Raw genomic sequence first — 15,414 nt, forward strand, 5'->3', positions numbered from 1 at the left:
GGTTCAGGGTTCCGCCTGGGTTGGCGCAACGCGGGGCAGCCTGAGCGTAAAGCTGGTGCCCTCGCCCTCGACCGAGCGAACATCAATGCGGCCCCCCAGTACGCCGACGACGATGTTGTGCACGATGTGCAGCCCCAGCCCGGTGCCGCCCATGCCAAGGCGCGTCGTGAAGAATGGATCGAACACCTTGCCCAGGTTGGCGGCCGGGATGCCGCGGCCGAAGTCGGTGACATCGAGCGAGACTTCGGCGCCATCCAGCGTGGCCGATATCTTCACCGTGCCCGGCCCGCCGGGCGCGTAGGCATGGAGCACCGCGTTCTGGATCAGGTTCATCAAGACCTGGTCGAAGGGGCCGGGGTAGCTGTCCAGTTCCACTTCAGGTATGGCACCCAGCTCCACCACCACGCCGGCGCGGCGCAGGCTCGGCTGCATGGTGACGATCAGTTCGTGCAGGGTGCGTGCAAGCGAGAAACGCCGCCGCTGTTCGCTGGTGCGATCGCTGGCCACCTGCTTGAAGCTTGCAACCAGTTCGCCGGCGCGGCTGAGGCTGCGCTGGATGATGGCGCTGGCCTCCTTCATCTGCGACAGCGCGTCTTGCCATTCAGAACGTTTGAGCGCTTCGCCCGGCCGATCAAGGCGGCGCAGCATTTCGCCGAGGGTGCTGGCGGCCAGCAAGCTGTTGCCCACCGGGGTGTTCAACTCGTGCGCGATGCCCGCGACCAGCGAACCGAGTGCGGCAAGCTTTTCACTGCGGACCAGATCGCCCTGGGTCTGCCGCAAGGTATTTACCAAGCGTTCAAGTTCGTCACGGGTGTGGCTTAATTGCTCGGTTCGGGCCGCGATCCGCGATTCCAGTTCCTGATTGAGCCGAGCCAGTTCAGCGCTTGCCTGCTCACGCTGGCGGGTCTCGCGCATCAGGCGGTACGCCAGCGAACCGATCACCAGCGCAATCAGCAGGTAGGCCGTGCGAAGCCCGATGATGCTCGCGGCCGAGGCGCCCCAGCCTTGGCGAGGGGCGGCCGCCAGCACCCAGTGGCCGCCGGGTAGATCGAGCCGCGCGCGCACCGGCTCAGCTGCGAACACACGCGCATCGCCGAAGAAGACCTCACCGGCCTCGCCTGCGGCATCCTTGCCGCGAATCGCGAGCACGAACTCATCGGTGCTTGCCTCCAGGCCTGCCGTGCGCTGCAGCCCTTCCCAGTCCACCACCAGACTCATCAAGCCCCAGTACTTGCCATGCGAATCAAAGACGGGCGTGCGGCTGACGAGGCCGCGTCCGCCCTGAACCAGATCCACCGGGCCGGCAACAACGGTTTGCCGGCGCTCCATCGCGCGCTTCACCGCTGGCCATTGCTTCGGGTTATCGGGGTAGTACAGGCCGATCACCTTTTCATTGCCGGCCAAGGGGTGCACCCATTGCACGCGGTTGTCCGGTGCAATCACGATGTTGCGAACGTTCCTGCCCGACTTGTAGAGTGCCGAGAGCAGGTCGCCAGCATTGGCGCCGTCAATCAGGTTGCCTTTTGCGCTGGCGAACGCCACCAAACCGCTTGAAAGAAACAGCGTCGCATTGAGTTCGGATTCCAGACGCGCGCGGGCACTCGCGACATGGGCGGTCACCAGTGCCCGCTGCTGTTCAATCTGCCGCGCTGCTTCAAGCTGCACACCTGCTTCGCCCACGGCGATGACCGCGATAACCTGGGCCAATGGCACGAAAAGGCGCCATCCGCGCGTGGGGCGCAGCCGGGCAAGCAAAGCCATCGGTGGTTTCCGGTCCATGCAGGGATTACGGGCAGGGCGCCGCCGAACTTGAGCTTTTTGTGCTTCAAGGCAGCGCGGAGGCGATGCGCCGGGCCGGTATACTCGCCCGATTAGCTTGCGACGGATGCCCAATGCTTGAAGTGCTGCCCTTGGTTTTCTCGATTCTCACGCTTCTGGCGGTGGCCTGGCTGGTGGCGACAGCTGCTGCGGCACGAGCCACAGCCGAGCGCCTAGCCGATGAGCGCGCGCAGCGGCTTGAGGCCAACCTGGTGCAAGCCCTGCGGCTGACCGAAACTGACCTTGCCGCAGGTATTGAACGGCAAGTTGAGCGCCTTGCCGCGAACCAGGCCGAAACCGCCGAACGTTTGCGGGCGCAGGTGTTCGAGGCCCTCAGGGCGACGGCCGATGCGGTGGCCGACTCGCGGCGCAGTCTTGAACAGGGCACGGCGAGCCAGCGCGAGGACTTGGCGACCCGGCTGACCGAGCTGGCCCAGGGCTTGGCGACACGCCACGAACAACTGCGCGGACACTTGACCGAAGCCATGCTCAAGAGCGTGGCCGAGCAGGCGAGGGCGGACCGGGAATTGCTGCAAGGCGGGCTCAATGCCGCATCGCAGCAGATGGCGACCAGCAATGAAGCGCTGATGCGGATGCTGGCCGAGCGGCTGGATACGATTACCGGGGTTGTGCATCAGCGGCTCGATGAAGGCTTCAAGAAGACCAATGAGACCTTTGCCAGCGTGATGGCGCGGCTGGCGACGATTGACGAGGCGCAGAAAAAGATCGACGGGCTGACCACCAACGTCGTCAGCCTGCAGGAATTGCTGGGTGACAAGCGTTCGCGTGGCGCCTTCGGCGAGGTGCAGCTTGAGGCGCTGATCAAGAACACCCTGCCGCCGGATGGCTATGGCTTCCAGGTGCAGTTGAGCAGCGGTGTGCGTGCGGACTGTGTGCTCAACTTGCCGGAGCCCACCGGCCGCGTGGCAGTGGACGCGAAGTTCCCGCTCGAGAACTACCACCGCATGTTCGAACAGGGCGCGGGCGAGGCCGAGCGCAAAGTTGCGCAAGCGGCCTTCCGGGCGGACATCAAGCGTCATGTCGACGCGATTGCATCCAAGTACATCATTGCCGGTGAAACCTCGGATGGCGCCGTGATGTTCGTGCCGGCCGAAGCCGTGTTTGCCGAGATCCATGCTTACCACCCCGAACTGGTGCAGTACGCCCTGGCGCGCCGGGTCTGGATCGTGTCGCCAACCACCTTGATGGCGGTGCTCAACACGGCCCGCGCGGTGCTCAAGGATGTTGAAACCCGCAAACAGATCCATGTGATCAAGGATGCACTGGGCAAGCTCGCGAAAGACTTCTCGCGCTTTGACGAACGGATGCAGAAGCTGGCAACGCATATCCGCCAGGCCCATGAAGATGTGCAGGATGTGCACACCTCAAGCAAGAAGATTTCGAGCCACTTCACCCGCATCGAGCAAGTGCAACTTGAAGACGGGCCACGGGCCCTGATCGAAGACGGCGAGAGCTGAGTCCCCGGTATTCACTGAAGGAGTCTGACGATGTCGATTGATCTCTACCGGCTGTCCGTAGGCAGCTTTCAGCGCCATCTCGAGCATATCGATGCACTGCTGAGCAAGGCGCTGACGCATTGCGCCGAGCATGGCGTCGATCCGCATGACTTGCTGGGAGCCCGCCTGGCCCCCGATATGTTCGACTTCAAACGCCAGGTGCAGATCGCGTGCGACTTCGCCAAGGGCGCCGGCGCCCGGCTGGCCGGGGTGGAAGTGCCCAAGTTCGAAGACGATGAACAGAGCTTTGAAGACCTGCGGGTGCGGGTCAACAAGACCATGGGCTTTCTGCGCAGTCTGTCGCCCCAGGATTTCTTCAATGCCGATACGCGCACCGTGGTGATTCCCTTGCGTGACCGCACGCTGCGCATGGAAGGCGCAACCTACCTGGTGGACTTCGCGCTGCCGAACTTCTACTTCCACTACACCACCGCCTACGATCTGCTGCGCCACAAAGGCGTGGCGATCGGCAAGCGTGACTTTATCGGCGACGTTTGAACCTAACGCCGTGTTTGCCTGAGCAGCCAAGCTCAAGCCGTCACCGGAACTGCCGTTAGCCCCCGAATACTGACGATCCCTGTTCGGGCCACACCCATGGCGCGACGTGGGCGCGGTGTTCAGGGGGACTCCACATGACCATCACGACCCGCCTCGCCAGCCTGATCGGTGGGGCCATTCTCGCGCTGCTGGTGGTGGGCGCGATCGGCCTGGTGCAACTGGGGCGGCTCAACGCTTCGGTGCGGCAGGTGACCGAGCAGGAGGTGCCGGCACTTGAGGCCGTCAAGGGCTTTGAGGCCCGCTATCACGAGCTGCGTACTCTGGTGTTCCGCCATATCGCAGATCCTGATACGCAGCGCAAGTCGGCCATCGATAGTGAGCTGAAGGGCAAAGTCGCCGCGCTGGATCAGGATATCCAGCGCTTCGAGAGCCAGTTGCTGGACGGCGAAAACAAGAAGCGCGTCGGCGAGTTCCGCAAAACGGTGGCGGCCTATTTCCTGGTGTGCGAAACCGCGTTCGCGCGCTCGCGCCAGAATCAGACCGAAGCGGCCATGGAACTGGCCGTCAGTCCATTCATCGAAGACGCGGCGGTGCTCAGCGCCGAAATCCTTGGCGGGCTTGCCAAAGAGGCGGGGATGCGGGTGGCGACGACGCGCGAAGCGGCGGCAGCGACCTACAAGACCGCATTTGGCGTGCTGGCCGGTCTCATTGTGGCGGCCATCGCGGGCATGGTGGTGCTCGGCTGGTTGCTGGCCTCGTCGATTACCAAGCCGCTGGCGATGCTGCGCAACACCGTGGTGGAGATTGGCAGCTCGCTCGATTTCACCCGCCGAATCCCGTCCAAGGGGCGTGACGAGATCGGCCAGACCATGACTGCGTTCAACACCATGGTTGAATCCGTGCAGGCTTCGTTCGTCGAACTGGCCAAGAGCGCCAAACGCGTGGGCGAAGCGGCTCGCGGCATGGAGAACACCTCGCGCCAGTTGGCACAAAGCGCGGGCGTACAGGCGGACTCGGCATCGGCCATGGCGGCCGCGGTGGAAGAGGTGACCGTGAGCATCAATCACGTCGCCGACCGTGCGCAGGAGGCCGCGACCCTCTCTGCCGAGGCAAGCCGCAGTGCCGATTCGGGCGCCGGCGTCGTGGGCGCCACGGTCGAGCGCTTCGGCCAGATCGCCAGCGAAGTCGATCAGACCTCCGCCAGCCTTGACGCATTGCAGACTGAAACGGCCCGGATCTCTTCGGTGGTTGCGGTGATCAAGGAGGTGGCGGAACAGACCAACTTGCTGGCGCTCAACGCGGCAATCGAAGCCGCGCGCGCGGGCGAACAGGGGCGGGGTTTTGCAGTGGTGGCCGATGAGGTGCGCGGCCTGGCCGAGCGCACGGCAAAGTCGACCAGCGAGATCTCGCAGCTGGTGGGGCGGATTCAGGCCGGTGCGCAGCAAGTGGTGCAGCGCATGCAGCAAACGGTTGCAACCGTGAAGGAGGGCGCCACCGAAGCGGTGGCCGCCGGCGAGGCGATCCGGACGATTCGCGGCTCATCGGATCAGGCCGTCTCGATGGTCAGCGACATCACCGATTCCATCCGCGAGCAGAGCGCGGCGAGCACCGCCATCGCCCAGCAGGTTGAGCGCATCGCCACCATGACCGAAGAGTCCACCGCTAGCGCGCAACACACCGCGAGCGCTGCTTCCGATCTGAACGCGCTGGCCGAAAACATGGTCGGCGCAATTTCGCGTTACCGCTATTGAGGGGTCTGGCATGCGCGCACACATCATTGCAGGCGTACTCGCGCTCGGCCTTGCCTCAACGGCGATCGCGGGCGAAAAGGGCAAGCTGCTCATCTGGATCAACGGCGACAAGGGTTACACCGGCCTGCAGCAGGTTGCAGATGCTTTCGGCAAGAAATACGGGGTGACTGCCAAGGTGGAGCACCCGGAAGACCCGACCAAGAAATTTGAAGAGTCGGCTAAAAGTGCGAACGGACCTGACGTGTTCCTGTGGGCCCACGACCGCATTGGCGACTGGATCAGCAAGGGCTTGATCAGCGAAGTCACGCCGCCTGAGGCCTTGCGCAAGGAGCTGGTGTCGGTGGGCTGGGACGCCTTCACCGTCAACGGCAAGACCTGGGGCTACCCGGTGGGTGCCGAGGCGATCATGCTGCTCTACAACAAGAAGCTGCTGCCCAAGCCGCCGGCAACCTTCGAGGAAATCATCGCGCTTGATAAGGAACTGGCCGCCAAGGAAGTCAAGGCGATCGGCTGGGATTACACGAACTCCTACTTCACCTGGCCCTTGATGGCTGCCAATGGTGGCTACGTGTTCAAGCGCGAAAGCAGCGGCAGCTACAACGCGGCCGACGTGGGGGTGGCAACACCGGGGGCCTTGCTGGGGGGCAAGCTACTGGCGGACTACATCGCCGCGGGCGTCTTGCCCAAAGGGGGTTTGCCGTACGGCGATGCCGAGAAAGCCATGACAAGCGGCAAGCAGGCCATGTGGATCAACGGCCCTTGGGCGTGGGATGCGCTACGCAAGGCAGGCATCGATTTCGGCGTTGCGCCGCTGCCGACGCTGGCCGGTAAGCCGGCACGCCCGTTTGTCGGGGTGCTGGGAGCGATGATCGTGGCTGACACGCCTAACCGCGATCTTGCGGTGAAGTTCATCGAAGAGTTCCTGATGACCGAAGAGGGGCTCAAGACAGTCAATGCCGATAAGCCGATCGGCGTGCCGCTGAACAAGAAGCTCTTCTGGTCGCTGATGGGGGACGAGAAGATCCGGATCTCGATGGACGGCGTGACCTTTGGCCGGCCGATGCCCTCCAACCCGGAAATGGGGCGCTTCTGGACCTCTTTCACCTTGGCGCTCAAAGGCATTGCCGTGGCGAAGAAGACGCCCGATGAACTGTTGGGCACCGCAGCCAAGGACATGCTTAATCCGCCCGAGCCCAAACCCGCGGCAAAGTAGGAAGCTCAGCCAGCGAGGGTGTCGGGCGAGTTCAGATTCTTGAAGGCGCCCGCTTGGTCGGTGAAGTCGACCGGGCGGGCGCCGATCGATTCCAGCCACGCCCCGACACGGCGTTCGCCCTTTTCCAGATCCGCCGACAGGCGCGCTGCCAATGCCGTTTGCAGCAGGCAGAACACCGGCTGCATGCGGCCGTGCAGCGAGACGACCGCTGCCGCGGCGCCGTTGGCGGTGGCCTGCGCGAGTTTCTGCGCCAGATTGGGTGGCAGATCCGGGCTATCGCAGGGCACGCACAACAACCAACCGGGCGCTGCAGCGTGCAGCCCCGACTCAATGCCCGCGAGCGGGCCGCAGAAGCCATTCTGTCGATCCGCGAGCACCGCTACGCCCAGGGCGCCATAGCGCTCACGATTGCGGTTGGCGCTGATCAGCACCTGGCTGACCTGAGGCGCGAGCCGATCCAGCACCTGCTCGATCAAGGGCCTGCCCTGGTATTCAACCCAGCCCTTGTCCACGCCCCCCATGCGGCGGCCTTCACCGCCCGCGAGGATCAGGCCGCTCAGCTGCGCGCTCATCCGCCGATGTAAGACATCTCGACCTTGGCGCGGCGGGTTTCCTCGCTGCGCAGCTCTGAATAGCGGTCGTCACGCGCGCGCCAGACTGCGCGGATCTCCTTGCGCAGGGCCGCATCGTCGCCGCCGCCGCGCAGTGTGGCCCGCAGGTCGTGCCCGTGGTCGGCGAACAGGCAGGTGAAGAGGCGCCCCTCGGGCGAGATCCGCATCCGCGTGCAGTCGCGGCAGAAGGCTTGGCTGACCGATGAGATCACGCCGATCTCACCTTGGCCGTCTGCATAGCGCCAACGTTCGGCGACTTCCCCAAGATAGTTGGCGTCGAGCGGCAGAAGCGGAAATTGCGCCGAGATCGCGCTGATGACCTCGCGCGAGGGCAGCACTTCGTCGAGCTTCCAGCCGTTGTGGCTGCCAACATCCATGAACTCGATAAAGCGCAGGATGTGGGGCGTGCCGCGGAAGTGCTGGGCAAGCGGCAGAATCTGGCCATCGTTGGTGCCGCGCTTGACGACGCAGTTGACCTTGATCGGCCCAAGCCCGGCACTGGCTGCCGCGTCGATCCCGGCCAGGACCCGCTCGACCGGGAAGTCGACATCGTTCATGCGTCGGAACACGGCGTCGTCCAGCGCATCCAGGCTCACCGTGACGCGCTTCAAGCCGGCATCGGCGAGCGATCGGGCCTTCTGCGCGAGCAGGGCGCCGTTGGTGGTCAGCGTGATTTCGACATCCAGCCGCGCAAGCTGATCGATCAGCCGTTCAAGCTGTTTGCGCAGCAGCGGTTCGCCGCCGGTGATGCGGATCTTGCGCACCCCTTCGGCGACGAAAACCCGGGCAACGCGGGTGATTTCCTCGAAATCGAGCAGTTGGGCGCGCGGCAGGAAGGCGTGCTCGCGATCGAACACGTCTTTGGGCATGCAGTAGGTGCAGCGGAAGTTGCAGCGGTCGGTGACCGATATGCGCAAGTCGTGCATGGCCCGCCCCAGACGATCGCGCGCCTGGGTGTTCGGGTCATCAGGCGGCAGCGGGGCCGTGCGCTGGGCAGCAATCGGGATGATCGGGATCGGCGGTCGGGCGTTCATGGGCGCGGCTTCGAATGCGCCGCCGGATGGCAGCATCACTGGAGTTTAGCCGCCCGCAAGTGCGCCGGCGAATCATTCGAGCCAAGCACGGAATCACGCTGATGCTGTGCCCGTGGATCCGGCAAATTAAGTGTGCGGCGATTACGTCAGGGGTGAGTTGTTGCGCAAGGCTGAATGCAGCGTGGCTTGCAAGGTCGCCAAAAACAGCCGAGGGCCACCCCGAAAACGGGGCGGCCCCTGGTTTTGCACAGCGACGGTTTACTTGTCGGTCAGCAGTTTGATCGTCAGCGGATTGGTGCCACCCGCGGCTGAACCGATGGCGATGGCGGTGTAGACCTTGCCAGCCTCAAGCGCAATGCTCGGCGAAGTGAAGGCGGTGGTGGAGGTGCCTTGCAGATTCAGCTTGAATACATAGTTGCCTGCGGGCACTTCGAGGTAGCCGCTCACGCCCTTGAAGGGGACGTTCGGCACCACCACAGCGTCGTTCGCCAGCACATCAACGGCGGGCGCATCCGGTGATCCGTGAATGACGCGAACCTTGGCCTTGTCGGCAACCACGGTGCGGTTATCTTCAAGCAGCAGCGGCTCGATCCCCGCGAGGAACCCCACCGCGAATACCGAATACGACTTGCCGGCGGCGAGAGCGGGGCTTACGTCGATCACCGTGGTGCTGGTGCCGGCTGCGTTCACCTTGAAGTTGCGCGTGCCCGACAACAGGCTCAGGTAACCGGAATCGGCCGGGAAGGGCACGTTGGTCAGGGCTGCGGCGCCGTCAACCAGCACGTCTACCGCCGGGGCATCGGGTGACGCGTGCATCACGCGCACCTGCGAGGTGGCGTCGGCAATCAGCAACTTCGGCGTGCCGGCGGCGCGCGTCAGAACCAGCAGCTGAACCGGTGAGTTGCCAGTGCTTGCAGGCACGGCCAGCGCAACCAGGTCAGAACCGGCGGCCAGTGCTACCGAGCCGGAATCGTAAGCAACCGTCTTGGTGCCGGCCAGGGTGGCGCGGATACGGTAGTTCCCGCCCGGAATCTGCAACACGCCGCTGACGGCCTTGTAGGCGGCATTCGGCACTGCGGGGCTGGCGGTCGCCAGATCAGCATCCGGCGCGGTGACGTAGATATCCACCGCAGGTACGCCGGGCGAAGCGTGGCCGGCGCGCAGCTTCAGGTTGCCGGCCGTCGGCGCGCTGCCGTCTTCGGCGATCACCAGGGGTTCCACCGTACCGCCAGCCAGGCTGCCAACCGCAACAACTGTCGTGAATGCGTCGGCCTTCAGATCGAGCGTCGCCTTGATCACCTCGGGCGTCATCGCGCCCTCGGGGGTCACGATCACTTGCGGCGTGCCGGCATCGACGCTCAGGAAGGCGGTGGCGTCGGTGTAGGCAACGCCCGAAAGCGCCTTTGCGCCGCCCAGATAGACGTCCACCTTCGGCGCGTCAGCACTCGCATGAACGACTCTCAGGCTCGACTTCGGCGTGGCCGGTGCGTGGGTTTCTTCATCGTCGTCTCCACCGCAGGCAGAAAGAACAGCGACTGAAGCGGCTGCGAGCAGCCAGGCTCGGATCTTGGTCATGGGTGGATCTCCTCGTTGGTTTTGGTTGCCGGGCGTGGCGTTCGCGTACAGATAAGTTGCGAAACGACTTGCCGGAGTAAAAAGATACTGAGCGGTCACAAAAAACGCAAGCGCGTTTTTTTGCGACCTTAAGTTTTCGTTTTGAACTGCTGTCGCTACAATCCGACATATGGACACTGCATCCCCAGAACGCCCCAGCTTCAAGCAGCGCCAGTTCGAGGCGCGCGAAGACGCCATCCTTGATGCCGCGCATCAATTGATTGCGACCAAGGGTTACGACCTCACAACGGTCGATGAAGTCGCCAACGCGGTCGGCATTGCCAAGGCGAGCCTCTACAAGCACTTCGCGTCCAAAGAGGCGCTTGCCACGGCCGCCATGCTCCGCACGCTGCGGCGGACGCTTGCCTTCGTCGACCAGCTCTCGCCCGATCTGAACCCGATTCAGTCGATGCGCGCCTTGCTCGATTGGGCGCTTCGCCTGCGCCTGGCCGGCGGACTGCCGACCTTGCCTTCGGGCAATTCGGTGCTGCGTGAAGCGCTCAGCAATGACCCGGATTACTCCGCAGCGGTGGTGCAACTCTCTGGCCGGCTGATGATCTGGATTCACATGGGCAAAGCCTTCGGGCTGATCCGCCCGGACTTGCCCGACGAAGTGGTGCTGCTTTCGCTCTATGCGCGCAGCTGTGACCCGACAGTGGACTTCCTCAAGGAATCCGGATCACTGAGCGACGATCAGATCGTTGCTTCGATGCTGACGATCTACTTCGACGGTATCGCGCCGCAGCCCCCGAAAGGCTGAAGTACCCGCGGCGTGCTGTTGGTGACACGCTACCAGGCCGCAACCACCCAAGCCGGGTCGGCGCTCGAATAAGCGCCTTCTGATCACGCCAGCCAAATAATTCGTGCGCCCGGTTCTGTGCGAAGTGCTTGCCGCCTAGGGCGCCAAGCCCTCTGCACATTGGCGACGTTGAGTGCCCCGATGCGGCGGCATTCTTGCGCTGATTTCCCGCCGACCCGGTAGCGAAGTCCGCATGCGCCTTGCGGCTGATCGACCTCGGTCGCCGCTCAGCCGCGCAGGTGGGCGGGTGACTCTCCCTCTTGCAGGCCGGGCGTGCATATTCACGATTGCGCAGGGCGCGGCTTTGGGTGATCGTGCGCGGGCGCGCCGCGTGCGCACCAAAAACAGAGAGATCCCCAACAACGGAGGCACCCCCGTGATCGAATATGCCCTGCCGGGAAGCAAGTCATACCTGGAGCGGCTCTACCCAAGGCCGTCCAAACTGAACCCTGATACGCGCAAGAAGCTGGGCCTCAAGCGCCCGGCGGATGTGATCGCGCATTTCACCGCCAGTTCTCTGGCCCAGGACGGCATCAGCATCGTTCCGGGGTCTTTGCGGGTTGAAGAGCGAGCAGGCGGCTATGTGCTTGCTTTCGACCCCACGCCGGAAAGCGAGGCGGCCGCCAAAGCCTTCGCGGCCATGCATGTGGCGATGCTCGATGAACAGCATGCCGGACTTGCGCTCCGCGGGGCCGACGCGTGCCGGCGCACGCCGGCGTGGAATCCGATGGCGGGCTATCCGGTCAATCACAGCGATGGGCCGTCGGAGTGGCTGCCCTGTTTGCCCCTGGGCATGCCGGTGGCCCGCCAGTGTGCGGTGACGCTGATGCACTACCCGCCCATCGTTGCCTACCGCACCGCCGACTACCTCAACAACATGACCTTGCGCCGCTGGGCGCAGTTGCTCAGCTGTGTCGGCATTTCAGAGCCCTCGCGCTACCACTCGATTCTCGACGTCAACCCGATCGCCGCGCCGGGCTCGGGCGAAAGCGAGTACCCGAACGACTACTTCCCGATCAATCTGACCTCGCAGTTCTTCGATAACGAGAAACGCGGCCTGAGCTACGTGCGGGCAATGCTTGAGCTGATGCTCAATCCGCCTGACAACGCATCCAATCCGCAGACGCTGCCCTTGCTGGTCTGCGGTTCGCCGCGCTACGACCCGCAGGCGCCGGGCTGGTTCCGCGTGCGCTACGCGGATCAACTGCCCAAGGACAAGAATGGCTCCCCGACGGTTGACGTGCTGCAGGTCGGGCTGATCCGACTCAATCCACAAAGCGAGAAGCTCACCCCCTACATGGTCGCAAATCACATGATTGCGGCCGGGGTCACCGGAAAGTGCTCGAGCGATCCGAGCCAGATCCCCAACATCCAGAAGTACGAAGCACAGGATCTGGTGGCCGCAAGCTGGCTCAGCCTTTACGCCGACGCGCAGGCACAGGGCAAGGCCTTCGACCCCGCTGCAGCCAAGGCGCAGGCCTGCCAGCGCTGGTTTGGTGCGGCAGATGGCAGCGGGGCGCCCAATCCGCCTGATGCCGATGACCGCCTGACGATCTGCGCGCTGGCGCAGATGGACCTGTGCTTCGACCCGGTGAAGATCGCGCCGATGTACAGCTACGAGGAGGCTTTGCAACGCTGTCGCCAGGCGGGCGGCGCCAACGCATCGCCGTGTTTTGGGTGCAAGCCGATTCCAGCTTGAAGCAGCACGTTTCTCGGCGATCGACGGCACGCTTGGGGCGACAGCCGCCTTTGCCGTTCTGGCGCGGGGCGACGGGGCGCGGGTGGCCCGCTGAGCGGGCGTGGGTGCGCTCAGTGCGGGCGCCGCGCGCTGGCATGCGGATGCGGCGGTGTGGCGTGGGCGGATTGCCAGCGCATGCGCTTCCGTGGATACTCCGCGCCCATGTTCTGCGGTCAACGCACCCGTCGCTATTTCTCTGTCTACCTGCTGCTTGGCCTGCTCCTGCAGGTTTTTGCCGCGGCGGCCAGCGGTGCGTCGATGACGCAGGCACTGGAGGCATCGCGGTCGCCCGCGATGCTCGACCTCTGCCGCAGCCCCGCTATGGCGCAGGGTGACACAGGCTTTCCCGCAAGTATTCAAGCGAGCGGCCACTGCCTGCTCTGCGCAGTGACCACCCCGCCGCCGGAACCGGTGGCAAGCCTGTTCTTCCTCTTCAAGCAGCACGAGCCTCGCGCCTTCGCGCCCGCGGCTGAATCGCCACCCGCTTTGCCCTCGGGCTATCCCGGCGACGAGCAACCCCCTCGAGCGCCCCCGATTCTCTGATTCCATCCTGAACACGACAGGCCCGCGCGTACATGCACGGGCGCTCGTTGTGAGCGCGCGCTCGCGTGCGCAATGGTTCTGGCATTTGCCCTGTTCACCGTATCGGGGCAAGGCCGCTCAGGTTCGCCGGGCCTCGCTGCCCGCACCGGATGCTCGATGAAGGCTCGATTGCAAACCCGCTTCACGCTTGATTTCCGTTCCGCGCATTGGCTTGCCCGATGCGCGCGGCTGGCCCTGTTCGCGGTATTGCTCAATGCGTTCGCACCCTTGGTGTCCACGCTGCTGGCCGCGCACGACCCGGTGCGTTTCGATGCCTTGTGCAGCGCGCAGGTGCGCCCCGGCAGCCAGGCGCCCGGCAACGGCGGGGGGCAGCATCCGGCCTGCCACTACTGCGTCGTCCATGCCGCCAGCTATGCCTTGGCGGTGCCGCCCGCCGCTGCCGCTGTAGCCGTCGCCTTCATCCCACCGCGCCCCGATGCGGCGGTGCGCTTTGCCGCCCGCGTGATCCCGCGCTGGCCCAGCGCCCAACCGCGCGCCCCACCGCAGGCCTGACCCCGCGCCGGGCATGCCCCGGCCGACTCGTAGCACCCGTTCCGTGATTCTTGCTCGCGACGCGCCTTGCCGCGCGCCCGCGCGCCTTGTTTCGCTGCAGGCTGCCGCCCCCCAAGAGCAGCCGAAGCATTCCTTGCATCAATGCATCTACAGAGAGGTTCTAAATGAAACACACAAGCTTTCCGGTTCTTCCATTGGCAGCGCTGCTGCTCGCAGCCTGCGGCGGTGGTGGCAGTGACTCACCGGCACCCACGCCGCAACCCAGCCCGCAGATCGTCAGTGGCGTGGCGGCGGTCGGCAAGCCGATCGTTGGCGCATCCGTGGCGCTCAAGTGTGCTTCCGGCACGCCGGAAACCGGCAAGCTGACGGCGGCGGACGGCAGTTTCAGTGTCGCCCTCAACGGTGCGCAGGTGCCCTGCCTGCTCGCAGTGAGCGGGGGCAAGGTCGGTAGCGCGAGCGGGGCCGATAACACCCTTGTGCTGCACGGCACTGCGCTGGCTGCGGGCCTTGCCAACGTCACGCCGCTGACCGAACTGGCGCTTTCGCATGCGCTGGGCGGCAGCCCCGCAGCGGCATTCGCAACGCCATCGGCAGGCGCGTTCACCGCGCTCAGCAGCGGCATCGATGCGGCGAAGGCTTACGTTTCCGCGCAACTGCTTGCGCTCGGGCTCACCGCGCCGGTGGCCGACATCGTCAATGGCAGCTTCAAGGCCGATGGCACTGGCAACGACAAATTGCTCGACGATCTGGCCACGCAGATTGCGGACAAGGGCAGCAGTCTTGCCGCGCTGAGCACGGTTGCGGCAAGCAGGGGTTCGCTCGCTGACAGCCTGAATGCGCCGCGTGCGATCGACATCGAGTTCGCGGCGGTGGCGGGCGATCTGCCGGTTGCCTGTGGCACCGCGGTTGCAGGCCTGGGCAGTGGTGGCTTGGCGGCGCAGGTGAAGGATTTCCGCTTCTACATCACGAACGTCGCGCTGCTCACCGCCGACGATCGGGAAGTGCCGCTGACGCTGTCGGCCAACGACGACTGGAACCTTACCGCCGGCGCTGATTCGGTGACGCTGATCGACCTTGAAGATGCCAGCGGCGCCTGCACGGTTGGCACGGCGGCGACCAACTCGCGGATCAAGGGTACGGTGCCTGCCGGCAACTATGTCGGGGTGAAGCTGACGATGGGCGTGCCGTTTGCGCTCAACCACACCGACTACGCCACCGCCACCAAGCCGCTCGATATCCAGGGCATGGCCTGGTCATGGCAGTCCGGCCGCAAGTTCGCCAAGGTCGAGATCACCGACCCGGCCGGCGTATCCGGTAACTGGGTCGCGAAGACCTTCAACTTCCACCTCGGCTCCACCGGTTGCACCGGCAATCCCGCAAATGGTGAAACGGTGAGCTGCAAGGCGCCCAACCGGATGGACTTCCACTTCCATCAGTTCGACCCGGCCACGCAGAAGATCGCGTTTGACCTGAAGGCGCTGGTCGCAGGCGAGGACATCACCGTCAATGCTGCAGGTGCGCCGGGCTGCATGTCGGGCGGGACTGATCCCGAGTGCGACACGCTGTTCAGCGCCATGAAGCTGGACTGGAAGGCGGATGGTTCCGGAACCGGCCTGTCGATCGACGGCGGGCACGGCCAGACGCTGTTCAAGGTCATCGCAAAATGAGTCGAGCGCAGCGCATGAACATCGCGCTGCGCTCCTGCTGGGCGCGGCAGCCCTCGCCG

13 protein-coding genes are annotated in these 15,414 nt (G+C 64.7%); 9 read left to right on the forward strand and 4 right to left on the reverse strand.

Annotated elements, in window-relative coordinates; genetic code table 11:
• Window positions 1-3: 3 nt before the first annotated feature.
• Window positions 4-1,761, reverse strand: a complete 1,758-nt coding sequence (locus OPU71_RS04165) for an ATP-binding protein (RefSeq protein ID WP_267725213.1) — start codon at window positions 1,759-1,761, stop codon at window positions 4-6.
• Window positions 1,762-1,892: 131 nt separating this feature from the next.
• On the opposite strand from OPU71_RS04165, the gene rmuC reads away from it, so the two are divergent.
• The 4 genes from rmuC to malE all read left to right on the forward strand — a co-directional run bounded on the left by rmuC (window position 1,893) and on the right by malE (window position 6,797).
• On the forward strand, window positions 1,893-3,296 hold the full coding sequence (gene rmuC, locus OPU71_RS04170) for a DNA recombination protein RmuC (RefSeq protein WP_267725215.1): 1,404 nt from the start codon (window positions 1,893-1,895) through the stop codon (window positions 3,294-3,296).
• A gap of 30 nt (window positions 3,297-3,326) precedes the next feature.
• On the forward strand, window positions 3,327-3,833 hold the full coding sequence (locus OPU71_RS04175; RefSeq protein WP_267725217.1) for a DUF1993 domain-containing protein: 507 nt from the start codon (window positions 3,327-3,329) through the stop codon (window positions 3,831-3,833).
• 134 nt (window positions 3,834-3,967) lie between these two features.
• On the forward strand, window positions 3,968-5,584 hold the full coding sequence (locus OPU71_RS04180; RefSeq protein ID WP_267725219.1) for a methyl-accepting chemotaxis protein: 1,617 nt from the start codon (window positions 3,968-3,970) through the stop codon (window positions 5,582-5,584).
• 10 nt (window positions 5,585-5,594) lie between these two features.
• Complete coding sequence (gene malE / locus OPU71_RS04185; RefSeq protein WP_267725221.1) at window positions 5,595-6,797, forward strand: maltose/maltodextrin ABC transporter substrate-binding protein MalE; 1,203 nt, start codon at window positions 5,595-5,597, stop codon at window positions 6,795-6,797.
• Between the two features lie 5 nt (window positions 6,798-6,802).
• Here malE and mobA read toward each other — a convergent pair whose 3' ends face one another.
• The 3 genes from mobA to OPU71_RS04200 form a co-directional block, all read right to left on the reverse strand.
• Window positions 6,803-7,369, reverse strand: a complete 567-nt coding sequence (gene mobA / locus OPU71_RS04190; protein ID WP_267725223.1) for a molybdenum cofactor guanylyltransferase MobA — start codon at window positions 7,367-7,369, stop codon at window positions 6,803-6,805.
• Window positions 7,366-8,424, reverse strand: a complete 1,059-nt coding sequence (gene moaA, locus OPU71_RS04195) for a GTP 3',8-cyclase MoaA (RefSeq protein WP_420712361.1) — start codon at window positions 8,422-8,424, stop codon at window positions 7,366-7,368. The genes mobA and moaA overlap by 4 nt, the downstream gene beginning before the upstream one ends.
• A 276-nt stretch (window positions 8,425-8,700) precedes the next feature.
• Window positions 8,701-10,017, reverse strand: coding sequence for a DUF4397 domain-containing protein (locus tag OPU71_RS04200; RefSeq protein WP_267725225.1), 1,317 nt, complete (start codon window positions 10,015-10,017; stop codon window positions 8,701-8,703).
• A gap of 169 nt (window positions 10,018-10,186) precedes the next feature.
• Here OPU71_RS04200 and OPU71_RS04205 point away from each other — a divergent pair, with 169 nt between their 5' ends.
• The 5 genes from OPU71_RS04205 to OPU71_RS04225 all read left to right on the forward strand — a co-directional run bounded on the left by OPU71_RS04205 (window position 10,187) and on the right by OPU71_RS04225 (window position 15,355).
• Complete coding sequence (locus OPU71_RS04205) at window positions 10,187-10,816, forward strand: TetR/AcrR family transcriptional regulator (RefSeq protein WP_267725227.1); 630 nt, start codon at window positions 10,187-10,189, stop codon at window positions 10,814-10,816.
• Window positions 10,817-11,231: 415 nt separating this feature from the next.
• Window positions 11,232-12,554 (forward strand): hypothetical protein, encoded by a 1,323-nt coding sequence (locus OPU71_RS04210; RefSeq protein ID WP_267725231.1) that lies wholly within the window; start codon window positions 11,232-11,234, stop codon window positions 12,552-12,554.
• 201 nt (window positions 12,555-12,755) lie between these two features.
• Entirely contained in the window at window positions 12,756-13,136 is a 381-nt protein-coding gene (locus OPU71_RS04215) for a DUF2946 family protein (protein WP_267725234.1), read from the forward strand.
• Between the two features lie 156 nt (window positions 13,137-13,292).
• Complete coding sequence (locus OPU71_RS04220) at window positions 13,293-13,688, forward strand: DUF2946 domain-containing protein (protein WP_267725238.1); 396 nt, start codon at window positions 13,293-13,295, stop codon at window positions 13,686-13,688.
• 164 nt (window positions 13,689-13,852) lie between these two features.
• Complete coding sequence (locus tag OPU71_RS04225) at window positions 13,853-15,355, forward strand: MbnP family copper-binding protein (protein ID WP_267725241.1); 1,503 nt, start codon at window positions 13,853-13,855, stop codon at window positions 15,353-15,355.
• Window positions 15,356-15,414: the final 59 nt, after the last annotated feature.

Origin of the sequence: Niveibacterium sp. 24ML, from assembly GCF_026586805.1 — a bacterium.
Classification (GTDB): domain Bacteria; phylum Pseudomonadota; class Gammaproteobacteria; order Burkholderiales; family Rhodocyclaceae; genus Niveibacterium.